The 19,673-nt window shown below is 58.9% G+C and carries 20 protein-coding genes; 5 read left to right on the top strand and 15 right to left on the bottom strand.

From position 1 onward, the window contains the following. Window positions 1-201: 201 nt before the first annotated feature. Both ACGHU1_RS11890 and ACGHU1_RS11885 read right to left on the bottom strand, forming a co-directional pair. A complete protein-coding gene (locus ACGHU1_RS11890) occupies window positions 202-978 on the bottom strand; it encodes a SapC family protein (RefSeq protein ID WP_390587187.1) in 777 nt (258 codons plus the stop codon). Window positions 979-1,137: 159 nt separating this feature from the next. After that, a complete protein-coding gene (locus ACGHU1_RS11885; protein WP_390587185.1) occupies window positions 1,138-2,580 on the bottom strand; it encodes an FAD-binding oxidoreductase in 1,443 nt (480 codons plus the stop codon). Window positions 2,581-2,740: 160 nt separating this feature from the next. Between ACGHU1_RS11885 and ACGHU1_RS11880 the strand changes: the two genes are divergently transcribed. Together ACGHU1_RS11880 and ACGHU1_RS11875 are read left to right on the top strand one after the other, a co-directional pair. Then, window positions 2,741-3,361: a hypothetical protein gene (locus ACGHU1_RS11880; protein ID WP_390587184.1), complete on the top strand. Its 621-nt coding sequence runs from the start codon at window positions 2,741-2,743 to the stop codon at window positions 3,359-3,361. A gap of 188 nt (window positions 3,362-3,549) precedes the next feature. After that, a complete protein-coding gene (locus tag ACGHU1_RS11875) occupies window positions 3,550-4,992 on the top strand; it encodes a DEAD/DEAH box helicase (protein WP_390587182.1) in 1,443 nt (480 codons plus the stop codon). Between the two features lie 44 nt (window positions 4,993-5,036). Here ACGHU1_RS11875 and ACGHU1_RS11870 read toward each other — a convergent pair whose 3' ends face one another. Next, on the bottom strand, window positions 5,037-5,210 hold the full coding sequence (locus tag ACGHU1_RS11870; protein WP_390587180.1) for a hypothetical protein: 174 nt from the start codon (window positions 5,208-5,210) through the stop codon (window positions 5,037-5,039). 83 nt (window positions 5,211-5,293) lie between these two features. Further along, complete coding sequence (locus ACGHU1_RS11865; RefSeq protein ID WP_390587178.1) at window positions 5,294-7,612, bottom strand: ATP-dependent helicase; 2,319 nt, start codon at window positions 7,610-7,612, stop codon at window positions 5,294-5,296. Window positions 7,613-7,783: 171 nt separating this feature from the next. Between ACGHU1_RS11865 and ACGHU1_RS11860 the strand changes: the two genes are divergently transcribed. Both ACGHU1_RS11860 and ACGHU1_RS11855 read left to right on the top strand, forming a co-directional pair. After that, window positions 7,784-8,089, top strand: a complete 306-nt coding sequence (locus tag ACGHU1_RS11860) for a hypothetical protein (protein WP_390587176.1) — start codon at window positions 7,784-7,786, stop codon at window positions 8,087-8,089. Window positions 8,090-8,350: 261 nt separating this feature from the next. Then, window positions 8,351-8,764 carry a hypothetical protein gene (locus tag ACGHU1_RS11855; RefSeq protein ID WP_390587174.1) on the top strand — a complete coding sequence of 138 codons (414 nt, stop codon included), beginning with the start codon at window positions 8,351-8,353 and terminating at the stop codon, window positions 8,762-8,764. Window positions 8,765-8,798: 34 nt separating this feature from the next. On the opposite strand, the gene rsmD is transcribed toward ACGHU1_RS11855, so the two are convergent. The 3 genes from rsmD to ACGHU1_RS11840 are packed head-to-tail and all read right to left on the bottom strand — an operon-like array spanning window position 8,799 to window position 11,343. Further along, complete coding sequence (gene rsmD, locus ACGHU1_RS11850) at window positions 8,799-9,362, bottom strand: 16S rRNA (guanine(966)-N(2))-methyltransferase RsmD (protein WP_390587172.1); 564 nt, start codon at window positions 9,360-9,362, stop codon at window positions 8,799-8,801. Then, entirely contained in the window at window positions 9,359-10,138 is a 780-nt protein-coding gene (locus tag ACGHU1_RS11845; protein ID WP_390587170.1) for a pseudouridine synthase, read from the bottom strand. The genes rsmD and ACGHU1_RS11845 overlap by 4 nt, the downstream gene beginning before the upstream one ends. A 20-nt stretch (window positions 10,139-10,158) precedes the next feature. Next, complete coding sequence (locus ACGHU1_RS11840) at window positions 10,159-11,343, bottom strand: aromatic ring-hydroxylating dioxygenase subunit alpha (protein ID WP_390587169.1); 1,185 nt, start codon at window positions 11,341-11,343, stop codon at window positions 10,159-10,161. 68 nt (window positions 11,344-11,411) lie between these two features. Here ACGHU1_RS11840 and ACGHU1_RS11835 point away from each other — a divergent pair, with 68 nt between their 5' ends. Then, window positions 11,412-13,223 (top strand): AmpG family muropeptide MFS transporter, encoded by a 1,812-nt coding sequence (locus ACGHU1_RS11835; RefSeq protein ID WP_390587167.1) that lies wholly within the window; start codon window positions 11,412-11,414, stop codon window positions 13,221-13,223. A 12-nt stretch (window positions 13,224-13,235) separates the two neighbouring features. On the opposite strand, the gene ACGHU1_RS11830 is transcribed toward ACGHU1_RS11835, so the two are convergent. Genes ACGHU1_RS11830 through ACGHU1_RS11795 form a run of 8 tightly spaced genes read right to left on the bottom strand, consistent with a single transcriptional unit; the run spans window position 13,236 to window position 19,609 of the window. Continuing rightward, window positions 13,236-14,534, bottom strand: a complete 1,299-nt coding sequence (locus ACGHU1_RS11830; protein ID WP_390587166.1) for a bifunctional folylpolyglutamate synthase/dihydrofolate synthase — start codon at window positions 14,532-14,534, stop codon at window positions 13,236-13,238. 5 nt (window positions 14,535-14,539) lie between these two features. Continuing rightward, complete coding sequence (accD, locus tag ACGHU1_RS11825; RefSeq protein ID WP_390587164.1) at window positions 14,540-15,391, bottom strand: acetyl-CoA carboxylase, carboxyltransferase subunit beta; 852 nt, start codon at window positions 15,389-15,391, stop codon at window positions 14,540-14,542. A gap of 13 nt (window positions 15,392-15,404) precedes the next feature. Next, on the bottom strand, window positions 15,405-16,187 hold the full coding sequence (trpA, locus tag ACGHU1_RS11820) for a tryptophan synthase subunit alpha (protein WP_390587162.1): 783 nt from the start codon (window positions 16,185-16,187) through the stop codon (window positions 15,405-15,407). A gap of 2 nt (window positions 16,188-16,189) precedes the next feature. Then, entirely contained in the window at window positions 16,190-16,654 is a 465-nt protein-coding gene (locus ACGHU1_RS11815; RefSeq protein WP_390587160.1) for a hypothetical protein, read from the bottom strand. Between the two features lie 15 nt (window positions 16,655-16,669). Then, window positions 16,670-17,881 (bottom strand): tryptophan synthase subunit beta, encoded by a 1,212-nt coding sequence (gene trpB / locus ACGHU1_RS11810; RefSeq protein WP_390587158.1) that lies wholly within the window; start codon window positions 17,879-17,881, stop codon window positions 16,670-16,672. Between the two features lie 22 nt (window positions 17,882-17,903). Then, on the bottom strand, window positions 17,904-18,536 hold the full coding sequence (locus tag ACGHU1_RS11805) for a phosphoribosylanthranilate isomerase (protein ID WP_390587157.1): 633 nt from the start codon (window positions 18,534-18,536) through the stop codon (window positions 17,904-17,906). Between the two features lie 9 nt (window positions 18,537-18,545). Continuing rightward, window positions 18,546-19,220, bottom strand: a complete 675-nt coding sequence (pyrF, locus tag ACGHU1_RS11800) for an orotidine-5'-phosphate decarboxylase (RefSeq protein ID WP_390587156.1) — start codon at window positions 19,218-19,220, stop codon at window positions 18,546-18,548. Then, window positions 19,220-19,609 (bottom strand): hypothetical protein, encoded by a 390-nt coding sequence (locus tag ACGHU1_RS11795; protein ID WP_390587155.1) that lies wholly within the window; start codon window positions 19,607-19,609, stop codon window positions 19,220-19,222. Before ACGHU1_RS11795 ends, pyrF begins: the two co-directional genes overlap by 1 nt. Window positions 19,610-19,673: the final 64 nt, after the last annotated feature.

Below are 19,673 nucleotides of genomic sequence, written 5' to 3'. Positions count from 1 at the left end.
CCACCCCGCACGGGTTAATCCCGTACGAGGTGGCCAAGGTTCAGGGAGGTCTGCGCTCATGAAGGCGCAGTTGCAGACGGTCTATGAGGGGGGGTAACCGCCTGCACTGTAAAAATAATAATACGGCGGATCGGTTTCAAGACCGATCCGCCGTATCAAAATGTATCAGAATGCCCGAATATCGGGCGTCGTCTGGTTTGATTAGTTTGCAGCTGCCGGGGCGGGCACCTTGCCTAGCGCAGACTGACGCTCAAACACGGTGCGCATCAGATTGAGCGAGAACAGGTGAGCGTGGATCAGCATGCCCATGCCATTTTTGTTCAGCGCATCGACGGTGTCTGCCGGCAGTTCGCGCAGCTTCTTCTCATCGACCATGCGGAAACCGCGGTAAACGAATGGTGTGTCCGGCGTATCTGCGCGGGTGATGGCGATTTCGCCGTCCATCAGCAGGTCCAGCTTCTTCAGCTCATCGAGGAAGGATTTGGTGCGCTGGCCCGATTCTTCGAATTTGCGGCAGAATTCGAGCACGCTTTTAGTGTATTCGGTTGGCTCGTCGCCGTTTTCGAAAAGCTGGTTGCCATCGTCACGTTTGCCAACGACACCGGCGCTCGGATCGAAGCAAAGCGACATGTCTTCGCTGTCCTTCTGCAATTTTGCGAGCAGGAACGGATAACGGCGGATGTAGGCGGGCACGTATACGCGCTCAATCAGCTTGCCATCGTCGCCGATGAAGGTGTTCACGCCTTCGTTAAGGCCCATCAGCGCGATCGGCAGCGGGTTGTCACCAGCAGTGAAGACGATCGGATAGCTGCGCTGTGCATCGACGAATTCGTCGACGGTCAGCGGGATCGCGTGCGTATTGGCGAGGAAATCTGCATTTTCAAATGCGCCGACTTTCCAATCGGCGTGATCGCGGCTGTTGAGCGGAAGCAGATCGTTGTAAAACAGCGGAAGTTGTGGCTGCGGCGCGCTGGCCATGAATAGTCTCCGGAAATATAATAAGATTGAAGTTCTGCGGTCCGGCCCTCCAGGATCCCCATCCGGCCGTTCGAGCCGCGCTTTAGGCGACCACGCCGCGCCGCGCAAGGTATGGGCGTTATGGTGTGCCCAGACTGCTTTGCCGCACGCGAGGTGCGTCTATGGTTGCGGCACAAGTTTGCCGGGATTGAGCAGTCCGTCAGGGTCCAATGCGTGCTTTACGCTGCGCATCATCGCCAGGGCGACAGGATCGCCCAACCGGCCAAGCTCGCCGACTTTCATCTGCCCGATCCCATGCTCTGCACTGATTGATCCGCCCCACTGTGTAATGAGGTCATAGACCTGCGTGCTGACCGATTTTCCCTCGTTCTCCTCCCACTCTCCGGGAACCGCCCCTTGTGGTGCGAGAATGTGGAAATGGACATTGCCGTCGCCCAAATGGCCGAACGCAGCGCCCCGTGTGCCGGGAAAATCACGCTCAATCTGCAGGATCGCTATTTCGATAAACTCCGGCATCTTGTCGACCGGGACAGAGATATCATGCTGCATCGCCGGGCCGAGCGCGCGTTCCGCAGCCGAGATCGAATCCCGCAGCAGCCAGAATTGCTCGGCCTGCGTCTCATTGGAGGCGAGGGCGGCATCCTCCAGCAGACCATCTTCCATCGCATCGCCAAGCGCCCGTTCCAGCCGATCACGCAGCGCGGCGCTGTCCCCTTCGGCAGAAACGCATTCGATCAGCGCATTCCAAGCATGATGCCCCCCCAATGGAGGCCTTGCATCCGGCAAATGCGAAAGCACACTGCCTAGGCAATGGTCAGGGACGACCTCAAAGCCCTCAAGCGTGTCTCCCATCTTCCGCTCAACGTGCCGCAGCAATGACCGGGCGATACCAATCGAGCCCAAACCGGCCCACGCGGTCGCTCTGGCTGAAGTGGCGGGAAGCAGGCGCAGGGTCGCCGCAGTGACAATGCCCAAAGTGCCCTCTGACCCGATCAGCAATTGTTTGAGGTCAAACCCGCGATTGTCTTTCTTTAATGCTGTAAGGCTGTCGAACACGCTCCCGTCAGCCAGCACCGCCTCGATCCCCAGAACCTGCGCGCGCATCGTGCCATGGCGAAGCACCTGTGTTCCGCCTGCATTGGTGGAGACAAGCCCGCCGATTGTGGCGGACCCCTTCCCGCCGAGAGTGAGGGGGAAGCGCATGTCCTGCGCCTCCGCCGCATCGTGAAGCGTTTGGAGGATGACCCCAGCCTCGCACACGCACTGACCGGATGCAGCATCCATGCTGCGGATCTGGTTCATGCGGCGAAGCGATAGTATGATGGCGGTCCCGCTATCATCGGGTGTTGCGCCGCCCGCCATGCCGCTGTTGCCGCCCTGAGGCACGATGGGAATGCCGTGCTGCGCGCACAGTTTCATCAGGTTCGAAACTTCTGATGTCGATGCCGGAGAGGCGAGCGCAAGCGCGCGTCCTGTGTATCTGCCACGCCAATCGGTCACCCACGGTTCAAGGTCGGATGCGTCGCAGCTGAGCCCTTTATCGCCTAATAGGTCGGCGGCTTTGGCCAGGAATGTGTCTTTGTTGGAAACGGGGCGGTTCATTGTTGCCCCTATGCCACAATGCAGGACTATTGCGCCAGTCAATTGCGGCGCGCGGCGCCCGCAGTTAAGCCAGCGTTCAATCGTTTCCGCTAGATGAGGCCTTGATCTCGCATGATCGCATTTTCATCGTGACATGCCGATCAGGAGGACCGTTTTTTTGATGCCCAGCCTGCTTGCCCTTGCAACGCCGCTTGCGATGCTCTTGCCCTTACTGGGGCAGGGCAGTGAGCTGGCGGCAGGGTCAGCCCTGATCAAGGAAAGCGTCACTGCCCCTGCTGAGCAGGATATGTCTCCGCGCACTGCCGAGCATAAGGGCGTGACGCTGCCAGCGCGCTATCCTGCGCAGCCCGCCGTCTCGCCAGCGCCGCTCGACAGTTTTCGCGAACAGCAGGTGACCCGGCAAATTCGCATCGAACAGCGCGTTATTGTGCGGATTTCCCCTCAAAGATCGCGCAACTCCAATGAACTTCTCGCGCAGTTGCCGCAGCGGGCGCTGAACACGCGATACGAAGAGCGCGAAATGGAAAAATGCCTGCCGGTTGGCCGGATCGCTGGCGTTCAGACCGGCAGCGGCAGCCGACTGCTGTTGTTCCTGCGCGATGCGCGCATCATCTCCGTAAATCTTGAAAAAGCATGCCGTGCGCGCGATTTTTACTCAGGCTTTTATGTTGAGAAAAATGAGGACGGGCAATTGTGCGTGGACCGTGACAAACTGCAATCGCGCAGCGGTGCCAAGTGCGAGGTAGAGCGGATGCGCCATCTGGTAGCGATCGAAAACTAGGCCGCGGTGCTGACACCGTTTTTGCTTACCCCGCTGCATATACTGCCTGTACCTCTTGGAGATGCGCAGATTTCTTGACTTTATCGCCAATTTTCCGCAGAGGCGCAGCGCCTGCGGCGATATAATTCGCGCATGGCGGAAAAACCCGGGCAGTTTCGCGCTGCCCCTATCCGGACATTACCTTACGCATGACCTTTGCCGATCTCGGCCTCTCGCCTGAATTGCTTAAAGCCGTAGACGATGCGGGCTATACCGAGCCGACCGCCATCCAGGCTGAAGCCATTCCCGCAGTCCTGATGATGAAAGACCTCATCGGGATCGCTCAGACAGGCACGGGTAAAACGGCCAGCTTCGTCCTTCCCATGATCGATGTGATGGCTTCCGGGCGCCGGCGCGCTTTGATGCCGCGCTCGCTCATCCTTGAGCCGACGCGGGAATTGGCCGCACAGGTTGCGGAAAATTTCGAAAAGTATGGCAAGAACCACGATCTGAAAATGGCACTGCTCATTGGCGGTGTACAGATGGGTGACCAGCTCAAGACGCTTAACGAAGGTGTCGATGTTCTGATCGCAACCCCGGGCCGTTTGATGGACCTTTTTGAGCGCGGAAAGATCCTGCTCAATGGCTGCGAATTGCTCGTCATCGACGAAGCGGACCGTATGCTCGACATGGGCTTTATTCCCGATATCGAATTCATCTGCGACAAATTGCCCGACACCCGCCAGACCATGCTGTTCTCGGCAACCATGCCGCCTCCGATTGAGAAGCTGGCGAAGAAATTCCTGAGCAATCCCAAGCGGATCGAAACCACGCGCGCAGCATCGACCAATGCCGATATCACTGCGTTTAAAGTGCCGGTGAAATCCCGTCAGAAACGTGAAACGCTGAAGTGGTTGCTGCAAAACGATCAGGTTGAAACCGCGATTGTCTTTTCAAACCGAAAGACCACCGTGCGCGAGCTCAACAAATACTTGCAACGCGATGGATTTCGCAGCAGCGAGATCCATGGCGACATGGACCAGTCATCGCGCCTCGCCGAACTTGAACGGTTCAAGTCGGGCGATGTAAATATCCTTGTCGCCAGCGATGTTGCCGCCCGCGGGCTGGACGTAAAGGGCGTCTCGCACGTCTTCAATTTTGACACACCATGGCACCCGGACGATTACGTGCACCGGATTGGCCGCACTGGCCGTGCAGGGGCGAAAGGGCGTGCCTTCACCTTTGTCGCGGATGAAGACGCAGAGGCGATTGCAAACGTCGAAAAACTCACCGGCAGCAAGATCAAGGTCTTTGGCAAAGAGGACGTACGCGTCGAGCTTGCCGATGGATCGCAGGGCAAGACGGCTGATAAGAAACCTGCCGAAGACAAGTCCGCCGACGAAAAACCGGCTGAAGAGAAAAAGAGCCGGAGCCGCCGCAAGAAACCGCAAGACGAACCTGTCGAAGAGCGCAGCGAGCAGTCCGAGGCTCCGAAGACGGAGCGCGCCCCGCGCCGGAGCAAGGGCGAAGATCAGCCCAAGCGTGAGAGCAAGCCGCGCTCGCGCCGCCGCGACGAAGATGATGAGCCGGTTGCGCCGGGCGAATGGAACGGGCCCAAGCCGGGTTTTCTCGACGTCGGTTTCAAAGGGTAGGTCTGCGCGCCAAGCAGCGCGGGCGCAGACCCGCGTAAGGTTAATCAGTCAGCCGAAATTTTGGCCGCGACTTCTTCAATTGTGCCGGTAACGAGCAGCGGGCTACCGCCCACCATGCCGACATTGGTCTGGCCATTTTCACCGGTGCGCAGCCATGCAATGTTGTTGGCAACAACCAGATAGTCGCCGCCGCGCGATTCGAGCTTAACAAATTTCATGAACATGGCTCCCTTGCGCGAATTGCGCAGGGGCGTTGTGCGCGCGGAAGGTTAATTATTGTCCCGAAGCACGGGCGCCAAAATCACTCAATCACTTTCACAAAGCTGTCGATCACACGTTTTGTGCCGTGGTCCTCGAATTCGATTTCGAGCTTGTTGCCTTCCTGATCGACAACGCAGCCGGTGCCGAATTTGTCGTGCTGCACCATCGCGCCGATGGCGATGTCGCTGCGGGGTTTGGCGGCAAAGCTTGCGGCTGAGCGCCCCGGTTCTCGCAGGCGTGTCTGCTTGGTCTCATAGCCGCTCGCCACTGCGCGCTGCCAACCGGGACCGCGCGTGGTTGCCCGTTCGGGGCGGTCGCGTGCGACATGCGCGAAAGGATCATCGTTCTCCGACCAGTTCGCCCGCCACAGGCTCGCGCCTCCGGTCATGGTGGTTTCCTGATCAATGTGCTCCTCCGGCAGCTCTTCGATAAAGCGCGAGGGGATGGAGCTGGTCCATTGACCGTAAATCCGGCGATTGGCCGCGTGCAGGATCGTGCATTGCCGTTTTGCGCGGGTGATCGCGACGTAGGCTAGCCGGCGTTCCTCCTCCAAAGAGGCCAAACCGCCTTCATCAATGGCGCGCTGGGACGGGAACACCCCTTCTTCCCAGCCGACACAGAAAACGTTGTCGAATTCCAGCCCCTTCGCGGCATGGATTGTCATGATCGTGACGGTTTCTTCCTGATCGCCGCGGTCGTTGTCCATGACTAGGCTTACATGTTCCAGAAAATCGCCGAGCGTTTCGTATTCTTCCATCGCTCGGGCGAGTTCTGACAGGTTTTCCGCGCGGCCTGCGCTTTCCGCGCTCCGGTCATTGGCCAGCATGTCGTTATAGCCGGTTTCCTCCAGCACCCGGCGCAGCAGGTCGGATGGGCTGACCGTCTCGGCCACGTCCCGCCATGCAAGGAATTGCCGCATCAAGCCGCCTATGGTGTTGGCGGCGCGTTTCGGCAGTTCATCGCTATCGGCAAGTTGCAGCGATGCGGCAGCGAGCGGTTGACCGGTGCGGCGCGCGTGCTGGTGCATTTTCTCAAGCGTTTTCGCGCCAAGTCCGCGCTTGGGCTGGTTGTAGATACGTTCGAAAGCGAGATCGTCCTGCGGCTGCGCGATGACCCGCAAATAAGCGAGGGCGTCGCGAATTTCGGCGCGCTCGTAAAAACGAAAGCCGCCGATGATCCGGTAATTGACGCCGATCTGGATGAAGCGGTCTTCAAATTCTCGGGTCTGGTATTGCGCCCTGACCAATATTGCGACCTGATCGAGATTGGCCCCTTCGCGCTCCAGCCGCTCTATCTCCTCGCCGACCCTGCGCGCTTCTTCGGGGCCGTCCCAAACGCCGATGACCTTTACCTTGTCTCCGCCATTGGCCTCTGTCCAAAGCGACTTTTCATGCCGCTCGCTATTGGCGCGGATCAGGCCCGACGCCGCGCCCAGAATGTGCGGAGTAGAACGGTAATTCTGTTCGAGCCGAACGACATGCGCGCCAGGGAAGTCCTTTTCAAAGCGCAAAATATTGGCGACCTCTGCGCCGCGCCATGAATAGATCGACTGGTCATCATCGCCGACAACGCAGATATTCTTGTGGCTCTGCGCCAGCAGACGAAGCCAAAGATACTGGACTGCATTCGTGTCCTGATATTCGTCAACGAGGATGTAGCGATAGCGGCGCTGGTAATCTTCGAGCACGTCTGTGTGCTTGCGAAAAATGTTCAGCATATGCAGCAACAGATCGCCGAAATCGCAGGCATTCAGCGCCTTCATCCGGTCCTGATAAAGCCGATACATCGCCTGACCACGGCCATTGGCATAACTTTCATTCTCGATCGCATCGAGGTCTTCGGGATTTAGCCCCCGGTTCTTCCAGCGGTCGATCAATCCTGCGAGCTGGCGAGCGGGCCAGCGTTTCTCGTCCAGATCATTATCGGCAATCAGCTGTTTGAGCAGTCGCAGCTGATCGTCGGTGTCGATGATCGTGTAATTGCTTTGCAGCCCGACCAGCTCGGCATGGCGGCGCAGCATTTTCGCGCAGATCGAATGGAACGTGCCGAGCCACGGTATCCCCTCTGACTGAGGGCCAAGGTGCCCTGCGACACGTTCCCGCATTTCGCGCGCGGCCTTGTTCGTGAAGGTCACGCACAGGATCTGGCTGGGATACGCCCGGCGTGTGGCAACGAGATGCGCCAGCCTTGCGGTGAGAGCGGCGGTTTTACCCGTGCCTGCTCCGGCCAGCATCAGCACCGGCCCCTCCGTCGTCAGGACAGCCTGTTGTTGCGGATCGTTCAGCCTGGCCGCGTACGCGGGAACAGAAGCCGGAACATTGTCGCCATCTGCGGGCGTCGGGGCAGCGAAATCGGTCATGGATACACCCGAACAGGTAGGGAACGAATATCATTCCCGCAACCGCCATAAATCGGTTTTCAGCCATCCTGAAATCCGGACACCGGAACCGGGCTTTCAAATTACTTCGGAACCTAAGCCGGGGTGCCATCATTGGTTACGCAAACACACATTAGACAACAGGCTGAAACCATGAAGAACTTTATCGCAACCGGCATCACTACACTGTCTCTCGCTGCACTCGCCGCGACCGCTCCGGCGCTCGCGAAGGATGATCACGCGACGACCGCAGACAACTCGACCAAGGCTGAAACACCCGTGGTTGTGGAACGCAACAGTAATGGCAAAGCGACCAAGGTGCGCGTTTCCGGCAAGGTTTATGACGTCTGCATGAAGGACGATCAGGATGGCTGCATCAACCCGCGTGCGGCCGGGCTTAACTGGGGCAACCGCCCGCTGGATTACTGGCCGGGCAAACCCGCCAGCAAGATGAAGTAATCCATCTTAAAAATCGAAGAACAAGGGCGGCCCGGTGCCGCCCTTTTTCGTTGAAAGCGCGATGCGGTTTCGGCCCGCCTTATTTTTGCACCAATTGGCGACCGGGCGTTTGCCCTATCGGGCATCCGGTCTGTGTAACACTATAAATTCCATCGGCTTTTGCCCATACCGGAATGGTCATCGCGGAAGGGGACAACCCGCACTGATACCGCTAAATCAGCGGAGTTCGTCTCGCTTGGGTCTTTTTTTGAGGAGAAACCCATGCGAAAATCACACATCTATCTTGCCGGTATTGCAGTTGTAACCGCTGGCTTCGTTCTAGGCGCACCAGCTACCGCCCAAGAGGGCGCGCCGCCTCCCGGCACAGCGCCTATAGATGAAGTGTCGCCATCCGATACCGGCGCCGTACCGCCCGAATTTCAAGGTGAATATGACACGTGGCCGCCCGATCAAAAGGCGGCCTACGATATGTGGCCCTCATCCACTCAGGAATACTACTGGAGCCTTCCGCCAGAGCGGCAGTCCCTGTTCTGGCGTCTGACTGACGAGGACAAGATATCCCTGACAGCGATGACTGGCCCAGAACGCGAATCTGCGTGGGAGAGCCTTGAGGGTCGCGCAAGCGGAAGCGGCGATGCCGCTGACGAAATGCCTCCGCCACCGCCCCAGCGGTAACAGGCGCACGCAGATTGCTGCCGGTGACAGGAGCTCAACCGGCGGTAGCGTCCGGGTCGGTCAAGCGAAGCAAGGTCAACTTGCCTTTGCCGACCCGGCGTTCCGCGTCGATGGACAGGCCATCAACGTCAATCGTCTCGTCCCGCGCGGTTTCGGTGGCCATCCATGTCGCAGGGCCAATCCAGCCCAGCCGTTTCAACCGGTCCAGCGCCACCGAACCGGCCCCGGTTTGATAAGGCGGGTCGAGCAGCAATAAGTCATACGGTTCGCGCGCAGCCCTAAGGTGCATCACGGAAACAGCTTCCACCGTGCTGCGGCTGCGTGCATCGAATGCGGCGATGTTGGCGCGGATCGTGTCGATGGCCGCGCGGTCCTGTTCAACGAACAGGCAATGCGCTGCGCCGCGCGAAAGCGCCTCGAGCCCAAGCGCGCCCGATCCCGCGAACAGATCAGCCACGCGCAATTCCTCAAAATTGCCGAGCCTGCTGGCGAGCATTGAAAACAGCGTTTCACGCGCGCGATCTGCGGTAGGGCGGGTTGCGTCCCCTTTGGGAGAGGAAAGCTTTCGCCCGCGCCATTCGCCAGCAATGATCCTCATTTACGGCCCGTTTTCTTCAGCGTGCTGACGAACCGGTCGAGATCGCCCTTGCGAATCCGCGAAACCTGCCCGCGCGGCAAATCGCCAAGCTGGAATGGGCCGTAAGCGGTGCGGATCAGGCGGTTCACTTTCAGGCCGAGATATTCCAGCACCCTGCGAACTTCGCGGTTCTTCCCCTCGGTAATCGTCATTTCGATCCACTGGTTGCGGCCCGACGCTCTTTCCATGTTGGCATCGATGGAGCCGTAGCGCATGCCGTCAATCTCGACCCCTTCGCTCAGGGACTCCAGATCATCTTGTGTCACTTCACCGAATGCGCGGGCGCGGTAAGTGCGGGGCACCCCGCTTGAAGGAAGCTCCATCAGGCGTTTCAGACCGCCATCATTGGTCAGCAGCAGCAGCCCTTCTGTGTTGAGGTCAAGCCGGCCGATTGGCATCACACGCGGCGCATCTTTGGGCATGGCATTGACCAGTGCGGAATAAATCGTCGCACGGCCCGCCATGTCGCTTTCCGCCGTGATGAGGCCGGTCGGTTTGTGAAAACAGTAAAGCTGCGTCGGCTCTGGACCGGCGACTGGTTTCCCATCGACGCTCACACCGTTCAGGCTGGTGAGGAACGTTGCGGGTGTTTCAACCGGTTTTCCGTTCAAGGTGATGCGCCCGTCTGTGATCATCCGCTCAATCTCGCGGCGGCTGGCGATCCCTGCCCGGGCGAGCAGTTTGGCGATGCGATCACCCTCTGGGCGATCTTCGGACTGTTTAGGGTTGGTTGGCATTATGTGCGCCGCCTAGGCGTTCAGCGCGCAGCCCGCAAGAATTCCTGCACCGCCGCATCAAAACGCGCGATCCCGCCTTCGAGAGTGCCCAGCGTAATTTCGCTCACAGCCCCGCTTTCCAGACCTTGCTGGCCAAGCTCGGCAGCGCGGAAATCCTCGCTTGCAAAAACGCCCCCATCCAGCAGCGTCCAGCTACGCTCCCAATGATCGCGCGCTTTGTCGCTGGCTGGCGCTTCGGGAATGAGCATGAAATCCTCGACCAGCGTGAGGTCGTGCGCCTGCGGCATCAGCACCATGACGTTTACGTAATCGGGGGAGGGGACGATGATCGTCGCGGGGAGCAGTTGATAGGCGAAAGTTACCACCCGCCTCAACGCGTCCATATCGGTGAAATCGACATTTTCAACCTCTTCAAGCCTACCCACTGCAGAGCGCATATGCGGGCCGACATTGTCGCCGTTGGTTATGCCATCCTTGAAAAACGGACCGATGGTTCCGGCGTGAAGGCGGGTTACATGGTAACTTTCGAGGAAGGCATCCATGATGAGCTTCCAATTGCCTTTTACCGTGTGCGTTTTGCGCCTGAACAGATGGCTGCGATCAACACCAAACGCGCTGAAATCCTCGCCAAGCCGCATTGCATGGCTGAAATCTGCACCCTGTTCTGGAGCAAACCAGATCAATCCGCCCGCTTCGCAGGACGGCAGCTGTTTCAGACCGAACGCGCTTTTGTCGAGGTCCGGAAATGTTTCGGGGCGGGGCAACCCGACCAGCTTGCCGGAAAGATCATATGTCCACGCATGATAGGGGCAAACGAGTTTGCTGGCGCAGTGCACATCATCGCCTTCGACCAGCCTGGTTCCGCGGTGCTGGCATACGTTGAGGAACACGCGGACCTCGCCTGCCTTGTCACGCGTGATTAACAGCGGACGGCCCGTGCCATCGTGCGGCACCGCCATACCCGGCTCCGGCAGTAGGGCAGACGGACACAGCACCTGCGGCAATCGTTCAAACAGCCCCTCTTGCTCCGCTTTGAAATGCGCAGGATCGGTGTAACGGCTGGCAGGAACCGTCTCTATCCGATCCGTTACACGGACGGTGCCTGCGCGGATATTCTCCGCCAAGGCCAGCTGACCGTCCGTCGGGCGCAGAATTTCGGCACTTTCGATGCCCGTATCTGTTGATGGCGTTGTGGGCGCGTTCATCGCAGCGTTCCTATTCCTCTTATCCGCAGCTAGTGTTGCAGAAATTTCTTTGCGCTGAAAGGTCGTGAATGTCGCAGGCGAAAGCAGAAAAACCCGGCTGGGCAGACGTTGCCAAGGCAATGGGCCAGCGCAAGACGGGCTTTATGGCTCTGTTCGGCTTTGCCAGCGGTCTGCCGTTCTCTCTCTTTCTAGGCACGCTTTATGCCTGGTTGAGTGAGGCTGAGGTCGATCTGGAAACGATGGGCGTCTTCTCGCTGATCGGGCTTGCCTACGCATTTCAGTTCATTTGGTCGCCACTGGTGGACAAGGTCGATATTCCCGCCTTCCGCAGGCTGGGAAAACGCAAGCAATGGATCGTGCCGATGCAGCTGATCCTGGGCGCGATCCTCGTCACCCTTAGCGTTTTGGAACCGCGATCACAGCTCGGATGGTTCTCGCTGCTCGCCGGGATCGGCGCTTTGGCCAGCGCCACTCAGGATATCGCCATCAATGCGTGGCGGATCGATGTCGCGGATGAAAAGGCGACGCTCGATATTCTCTCTACGGTTTACCAGATGGGATACCGCCTTGCCGCGCTGGTTGGCGGTGCGTTCGGCCTGATTATTGCCGCGCGCATCGGTTGGCCGGAAACCTATATGCTCATGGGCGCAATTCTGCTTGCGATTGGTGCGGTTGGGTTGTTTGCCCCTGACGCACAGCGCGAGGAAGCGGGCACGATCGGACCCAGCGCCGAAGATTTCGCCGAGTTTTACAAAGCAGGCGAAGTGCGCTCTGCGGTGCGCAACCGCTATCTTTGGCAGGTCATCGCGCTGTGGGGCTGGGCGCTGCTGATCCTCGGCATTTTTATGGTTCGTGCACTCGGCGGCTTCGTGCCGATGTTTCCGGTCTATGAGTTCGCCGTGATGGGAAGCGACCGGGTGATCGATCTGAACTGGATGCTCGGCATGTTCCCGCTCGGCGCAGAGGGCCGTCCAGACCCGACCGAATTCACTGCCAAGATGGGGCCGCTGATCATTCTCGCCACTATCGTCCTGCCTGCAATCATCGCTGCCCGGCTGTACAAACGCAAAGCCGATGGCCGCGATGTCATCGCTGTCGGCGAAGACACCAGCGCAATGAGCTTTGGCGCTCTCGACCACCTGTACCGCGCGCTTTTGGTGCCGTTGGTGGAGTTTGTCGGAAGGCTCGGCTGGAGCCTTGTCCTGATCCTGGCACTGGTGCTGACCTACCGGATTTGCGACGCGATCTGGGGCACGTTTGCATACCCGTTTTATCTAGGTGAGCTGGAATACACGAACGATGAAGTTGCGTTTGCATCCAAGTTTTTCGGCGTCGGCGCGATTATCGCCGGGCTGGCACTTGGCGGGTATATGCTGACGGTGATGGGCCGGATGCTGACGCTGACCATCGGCGCATTGCTGGCGGCGTTGACCAATCTGCTTTACGCCGACCTCGCAATCGGGGGCCTGTATATGCAAGCCGCGAGTGACGTTGTCGGGTTTAGCTGGTTTATCAGCACCATCGCTCCTTTCGGATCGGAAGGATTGCCGCGTCTGACGTTCACGATCATGTTTGAAAATCTCGCCATCGGCATTGCGGGTGCGGCCTATATTGCTTGGCTGTCCTCCATCGTATCGAAAAAATACGCTGCCGTGCAATATGCGCTGCTATCATCGCTCACGCTTCTGATCGGCACATTAGGGCGCGGCGCGCTGGGCGAGATGATTCAGAACCAGGGGTATTTTGACGTCTTCGTCCTGACGACGTTTATCGGACTGGTTGCAGTTGTTCTTTGCCTTGCAGAGTGGTTCCGCCAGACTCGAGCCGGAGCAAACTCTGGCGTGGTTACACCTGAGGTCGCAGCGCAGCCCGCAGAATGAGGCCGCCGCTGACTAAACCGGGATCTCATCGTTGAGCCTTAACGCTTCGCCTGCAAGGTAAAGCGAACCGGCGATCAGCACGGGGTAATCGTCGGATGGCAGGTTGAGCAGCGCCTCCTCGAGATCGGCTGCGGCTTTCGCATCGGGGCCGAACGCTTTGGCTGGATGCGCATCGTGCCCAGGGACAGGAACAATCGTGAGGCTGCGGACTTTCTCGCCAAGCGGATCGAGCAAGGCGCGCGGGTCTTTGTTGTCAAGCATTCCGAGGATCAGGTGGGTGGAACCGATCTCGTCTGCGATGGCTCGGCCCGCGCTTGGATTATGGCCTCCATCAAGCCAGACGTTTTTGCCGGGCACCATTTTTGTAAGCGAACCTTCGGAAAGACGCTGCAATCGTGCAGGCCAGCTTGCCGAATTGATCCCTTCGACGATAGCCGGCTTGCAGATTGCCAGCTTTTCCTGATTCAGCACCATCGCAATTGCGAGGCCCGCGTTCTTGAATTGATGTTCGCCGTTTAACGCAGGAGCGAGCTGTGTCTCATCGCTGTGATGATCAACGTAGTAGCAATTTGCATCGTCGATGTAGAAGTTGACGAAATCCTCAAAAAGAATTGCCTGATTGACTGCAGCAACCGATTTGATCGCCGCTTGCGCTTCGGGCGCATAGGCATTTCCCATGGTCACCAACGGCACTCCGGCCTTTGCAATTCCGGCCTTTTCAAATGCGATCCGCGCCATCGGTTCTTCGGGCACACCGTCTTCGGGCGCGAGCAGGAAGCGTTCGTGGTCGATGCCGAGCGCCGCGATCCCGCACGCTGCAAGCACGTCCGGCTCCAACACATTGGTCGCATCCAGCCTGCCGCCCAATCCCACTTCAACGACGCAGGCATCGGCCGGAACACGCGCAAATTCAACGAAGGCTGCGGCAATGGTAATCTCGAAAAAGCTGCAGCCGAGCCCCTCTGCTGCGTCGAAGACCTGCTCCAGCAATTCGGCCAGCCGCGCGTCTTCGATCAGCGTGCCAGCGATGCGAAACCGCTCATTGTATCGCACCAGATGCGGCGAGGTGGTGACGTGGACGGTGTATCCTTGCGCCTCCAGAATGGCGCGCAGGAACGCGCAGGTGGAGCCTTTGCCGTTGGTCCCCGCGACGTGAAACACCGGCGGCAGGCGCTTGTGCGGATCGCCCAGCCGCGCCAGCAATGTCCGTACTGCATCCAAACCCAGCGTATCGCGCTGAATGCTCAGACTGCCAAGCCGGTCCAGCTGCGCCTGGACGCGGGGGTCGTCGGACCGACCAAGATCACGCATAAGGGTTAGGCTGCGGCCTGCGGTTGCAGGTAATCGATGACATTCGCAAGCGTGTCTTTCAGCTCGTGACGCGGCACGACCATATCGACCATCCCGTGCTTGTGCAGGTATTCGGCGCGCTGGAATCCTTCGGGAAGCTGTTCGCGGATGGTATCTTGGATCACGCGCTGCCCGGCAAAGCCGATCAGCGCACCCGGTTCGGCAATCTGCACATCGCCCAGCATGGCATAACTCGCAGTGACGCCGCCCGTGGTCGGATCAGTCAAGACGACGATATAGGGCAGCCCTGCGTTTTTAAGCCGCCGTGTCATCACGGTCGCGCGGGGCATTTGCATGAGGGACAGTATGCCCTCCTGCATCCGCGCACCGCCCGCAGCGGTCACGACGATATACGGACAATTGCGGGTAAGCGCGCGCTCTGCTCCGGCGCAGAACGCCATGCCGACCGCCATGCCCATCGATCCGCCCATGAAGCTGAAATCCTGCACGCCAACAACAGCCGGTCGTCCGTCAATCGCGCCCGATCCCACACTGAAAGCATCATCGTGCGGATTATTGGCGCGCGCGGTTTTCAACCGGTCGGTGTATTTCTTGCTGTCTTTGAATTTCAGCGGGTCCTCAGTCACCTGCGGCTGCGGTAACAGTTCAAACCCTTCATCGAGCAGCAGCGCGAGCCGTTTGTCGGCACTGATGCGCCCATGGTGCTCGCAGCGCGGGCAAACGTGCAGATTGTCCTCGTATTCCTGAACAAACAGCATTTCCTGACAGGATTTGCATTTGATCCAGAGGTCTTTTTCGGTGCTGTTCTTTTCCGAATTGAAGCCGAGCGAATTGCGGACGCGGGTGAACCAGTTCATTCGTCAATTTTCCTTAGGAGCGCGCGTCTTTGATCGCGGCGACCATTGCTGCTGTCAGCTCTTGTAGCTTGGCCGGGGCATTACTGCCAAATTCCTCGACCAGATCGATGAAGGCAGAGCCTACTACGACGCCGTCTGCGACCTTGGCAATCTCGGCGGCCTGTTGGGGTGTGCGAACGCCAAAGCCGACCGCGACGGGCAGGTCTGTCGATTGCTTGATGCGGGCCACGTTGTCCTCGATAGACGCGATGGCGGCTTGCTGTTTGCCCGTGATCCCCGCGACGGAGACGTAATAGACAAACCCCTCCGACCCGGCGAGCACCTGCGGCAGGCGCGCGGCGTCCGTCGTGGGCGTGGCGAGGCGGATGGGCGCAATGCCCTCAGCGCGCAGGGCAGGGCCAAGAGCATCGTCTTCCTCCGGCGGAATATCGACGCAGATGACCCCGTCGACGCCCGCGTTTTTGGCGGCGCCCGCGAACCACTCCGGCCCGCGCCGGATCATCGGATTGGCATAGCCCATCAGGACCAGCGGAATGTCTGGATGCCGCGCGCGAAAGTCGGTGGCGATTTGCAGCACATCGGCGGTGGTCGTACCTGCGCCAAGGCTGCGCAAATTCGCCGCCTGAATCGCCGGGCCATCGGCCATCGGATCGGTGAAAGGCATGCCCAGCTCAATCACGTCCGCACCGCCAGCGACGAGCGCATCGAGATTGGCAGCCGTGTCGCCGTCTCCAGCGGTGATGAAGGCGACGAAAGCCGGGTGGGGCTTGGAGAATGCGTTGGAGAGGCGGGTCAAATTTAGAACTTTCGCTGCGCGTTTGCATCGAAAGCCTTGCATTCGCCAGCAAACGATCCGTTCTTAGAGTTTACGGTAAGAACGCCAGTAATGCGATTGATCGAGAATTCGGGGTTATTCACAAAGTTAACTGAAGCTTTGCCGGAAATTGTTGTGTCATCCACAGAGTACTTCTTCACTTTGAACCAACCGTCATCGCCCCCCCTTAACGCGGGCAGAAGCGCTCTGGGAAGCCTCATCTCAGCTGCTCCTTCAACGATCCTGAAATCAGTGGTACTTTGATATTCGACCACATTGGCGCGCCTACTAGTTACGGTCACAGTGTTTCCATAATTATCGTAAGCATTTGCAGAGCCGCCGGTTTGGACGTTGGCAATTCCGCCGCCGACGCAAGTCAGGTTCAAGTCGGTGACCTCTGACGCATCGTTTACGAGCAGCGCCAATCCTAAAGATATTTCAAAGATCACTGCTTCTTTCCCTCATCAAATCTCCACCCCCAGCTTTTCAGCCACGGTGAAAATGTCCTTATCGCCGCGCCCGCACAGGTTCATCAGGATGATCTCGTCCTCGCTCATTTGCTTTGCGCGATCAGCGACGGCCGCAATTGCGTGGGACGGTTCAAGCGCGGGGATAATGCCTTCGGTGCGGCAGAGCAATTGGAAGCCTTCGAGTGCCTCATCATCGGTCACGGCGGTGTATTCGACCCGTCCGCTCTCTTTAAGCCAAGCGTGTTCAGGGCCGATCCCGGGATAGTCGAGCCCTGCGCTGATCGAGTGCCCCTCGGTTATCTGTCCGTCCTCGTCCTGCAGCAGATAGGTCTTGTTGCCGTGAAGAACGCCGGGCACACCGCCAAGCAGGCTTGCCGCGTGTTCGTCTCCGTCGAGGCCATGCCCTGCCGCCTCGACACCGAGCATTTTCACGTCGGCATCGTCAAGGAAAGGGTGGAACAGGCCAAGCGCGTTCGATCCGCCGCCGATGCAGGCGATCAGCAGGTCGGGCAGGCGGCCTGTGCGGTCAAGCATTTGCGCGCGCGCTTCGGTGCCGATCACGCTTTGGAAATTGCGCACCATTTCAGGGTAGGGGTGCGGGCCTGCTGCCGTGCCGATGATGTAGAACGTGTCATGGACGTTCGCGACCCAGTCGCGCAGCCCTTCGTTCATGGCATCTTTGAGCGTCGCGCCGCCGCTGGTCACGGGCACGACTTCTGCGCCAAGCAGCTTCATTCGGAAGACGTTGGGTGACTGCCGCTTCACATCCTCTGCGCCCATGTAAATCACACATGGCAGGCCAAATCGCGCGCAAACGGTCGCGGTGGCAACGCCGTGCTGGCCCGCGCCAGTTTCCGCGATAATGCGGGTCTTGCCCATCCGTTTGGCTAGCAAGATCTGCCCGATGCAATTGTTGATCTTGTGCGCGCCGGTGTGGTTCAGCTCATCACGCTTGAACCAGACCTGCGCACCGCCCAGCGCCTCCGTCAGCCGTTCGGCAAAATAGAGCGGGGAAGGGCGTCCGACATAATGCTTCAGCAGGTCGTCGAATTCGGCGGCAAACGCTGGATCGGCCTGCGCTGCGCGGTATTCACGCTCCAGGTCCAGGATCAGCGGCATCAGCGTTTCGGCGACATAGCGCCCGCCGTAATCGCCGAAATGGCCGCGATCATCTGGCTGCGTGCGGAAAGAGTTGGGTGAGTTCATATCTCGAGCTTCGAAAAGGGGGTTACGCGTCGAGCGCGGCTTTGCAGAAGGCGGCGATCTTGTCCACGTCCTTCACGCCTGGCGCGCTTTCGATGCCGGACGATGTATCGACAAGGTCCGTACCGGTTTCGCGGATTGCATCTCCGACGTTGTCTGGTGTCAGCCCGCCCGCCAGACCCCACGGGATGGTGTGGTCGAAATCCTTGAGCACATCCCACCTGAACGTTTCGCCATTGCCGCCGGGTAAAGCCTTTGCGGGGGCATCAAACAACAGCCTGTCCACGGCCCCGCGATACCGCACCGATTTGGCGAGCGTTTCTGCGTTTTTCACACCGAGAGCTTTCCACGTTTCGATATCGGTTTTTTCGCGCACCAGATTGATCCATTCAGGCGTCTCTGAGCCATGAAATTGGATCACATCGGGCTTAATCTTTTCGATCACTTTGCCGGTCGTCTGCACATCGGCATTGACCAGCAGCACCACCGTTTTGACATGTGCGGGAACATCGGAACGAAGCTGTGCAGCCGCTTCGATAGAGACATGGCGCGGACTTGGTTCGAAATGAACCAGGCCTACATGAGTCGCGCCTGCGTCAATCGCAGCGGCTAGTGTTTCGGGCGTGGACAGCCCGCAAATCTTCACGTTGATTGCCATCGCTGCGCTCTAAAGTGTTGCTTCGATCGCTCGGGCCGCAGCCTGCGGATCATCTGCGCGGCTGATCGGGCGGCCAATGACAAGGACGCTCGCGCCATCATCGCGCGCTTTTCGCGGTGTGACGACACGCTTTTGATCGCCAACCGTGTTGCCTGAAGGGCGAAGGCCGGGGACGACGAAATAGCCATCTTTCCAGCGTTTGTGCACTTCGCCGACTTCCTGCCCCGAACACACGATCCCGTCCAAGCCGGCTTCCTGAGCAAGATCCGCAAGCCGCATCACATGGTCGTGCGGAGTTCCGCCGACACCGGCCCGCGCAAGGTCGCTTTCATCGAGGCTGGTCAGCATGGTCACCGCCACAACTTTGCAACCCTCTGCCGCCGCGGCTTTCGCATCTTCCATCATGGCCAGTCCGCCGCTTGCATGCACTGTCACGATGGCAGGCTCATAGACATGAATGGCCTGCATCGCGCCGGCGACAGTGTTGGGGATGTCGTGGAATTTGAGGTCGAGAAAAATCGGCAGTCCCATATGCGCGATTTCGTGCATTCCGTGGCTGCCATGGGCGCAAAAGAATTCAAGACCCAGCTTAACGCCGCCGATATGCGCTTTCACCTTTTCAAGCAGCGCCTTTGCAGGCTCGATCTGGGGAATGTCGAGCGCGAGGAATACGGGATTGGTCATTACGCGCCTGTCGTTTCGCTGCTGCCGGGCGTGAGTGTATCACCAGTCTTTGCCGGACTATCCACCGGTTTATCCACAGCCGGAAAGGCAGCGGGAGTGGCCGAGACTTGCGATGACGAGGCTGGATCGTGCCGCCTAGAAAGCGCATTCGATTTGACCGAATTTTCCAAGCTGCGGATCCGGCGGTTGAGGCTCCATTTTACGCTGCGGTGATATAACCACATGGGGAGCAATCCCAGCAGGAATGATATCACGACCACTGCGGGCAATTTGGTTTCCCAGATAATCCCGTCCCAGAGTGTGATTTCCGTACCGGTCCAGTTGAACGCGGAGAAAATCACGATCATCGCGAAGATCAGGACCCAGATTATGGTGCGAACGATCTGCATATGCAGCCTGTTCCTTTTACAAAAGAGCGTGCTTACCCCTGCGAGGGTAAGGTTTTTGCCGCGC

Source organism: Erythrobacter sp. MTPC3 (assembly GCF_042854385.1).
Lineage (GTDB): Bacteria > Pseudomonadota > Alphaproteobacteria > Sphingomonadales > Sphingomonadaceae > Erythrobacter.
The sequence above is the reverse complement of the archived record's forward strand: the minus strand, read 5'-3'. Positions and strand labels throughout refer to the sequence as shown.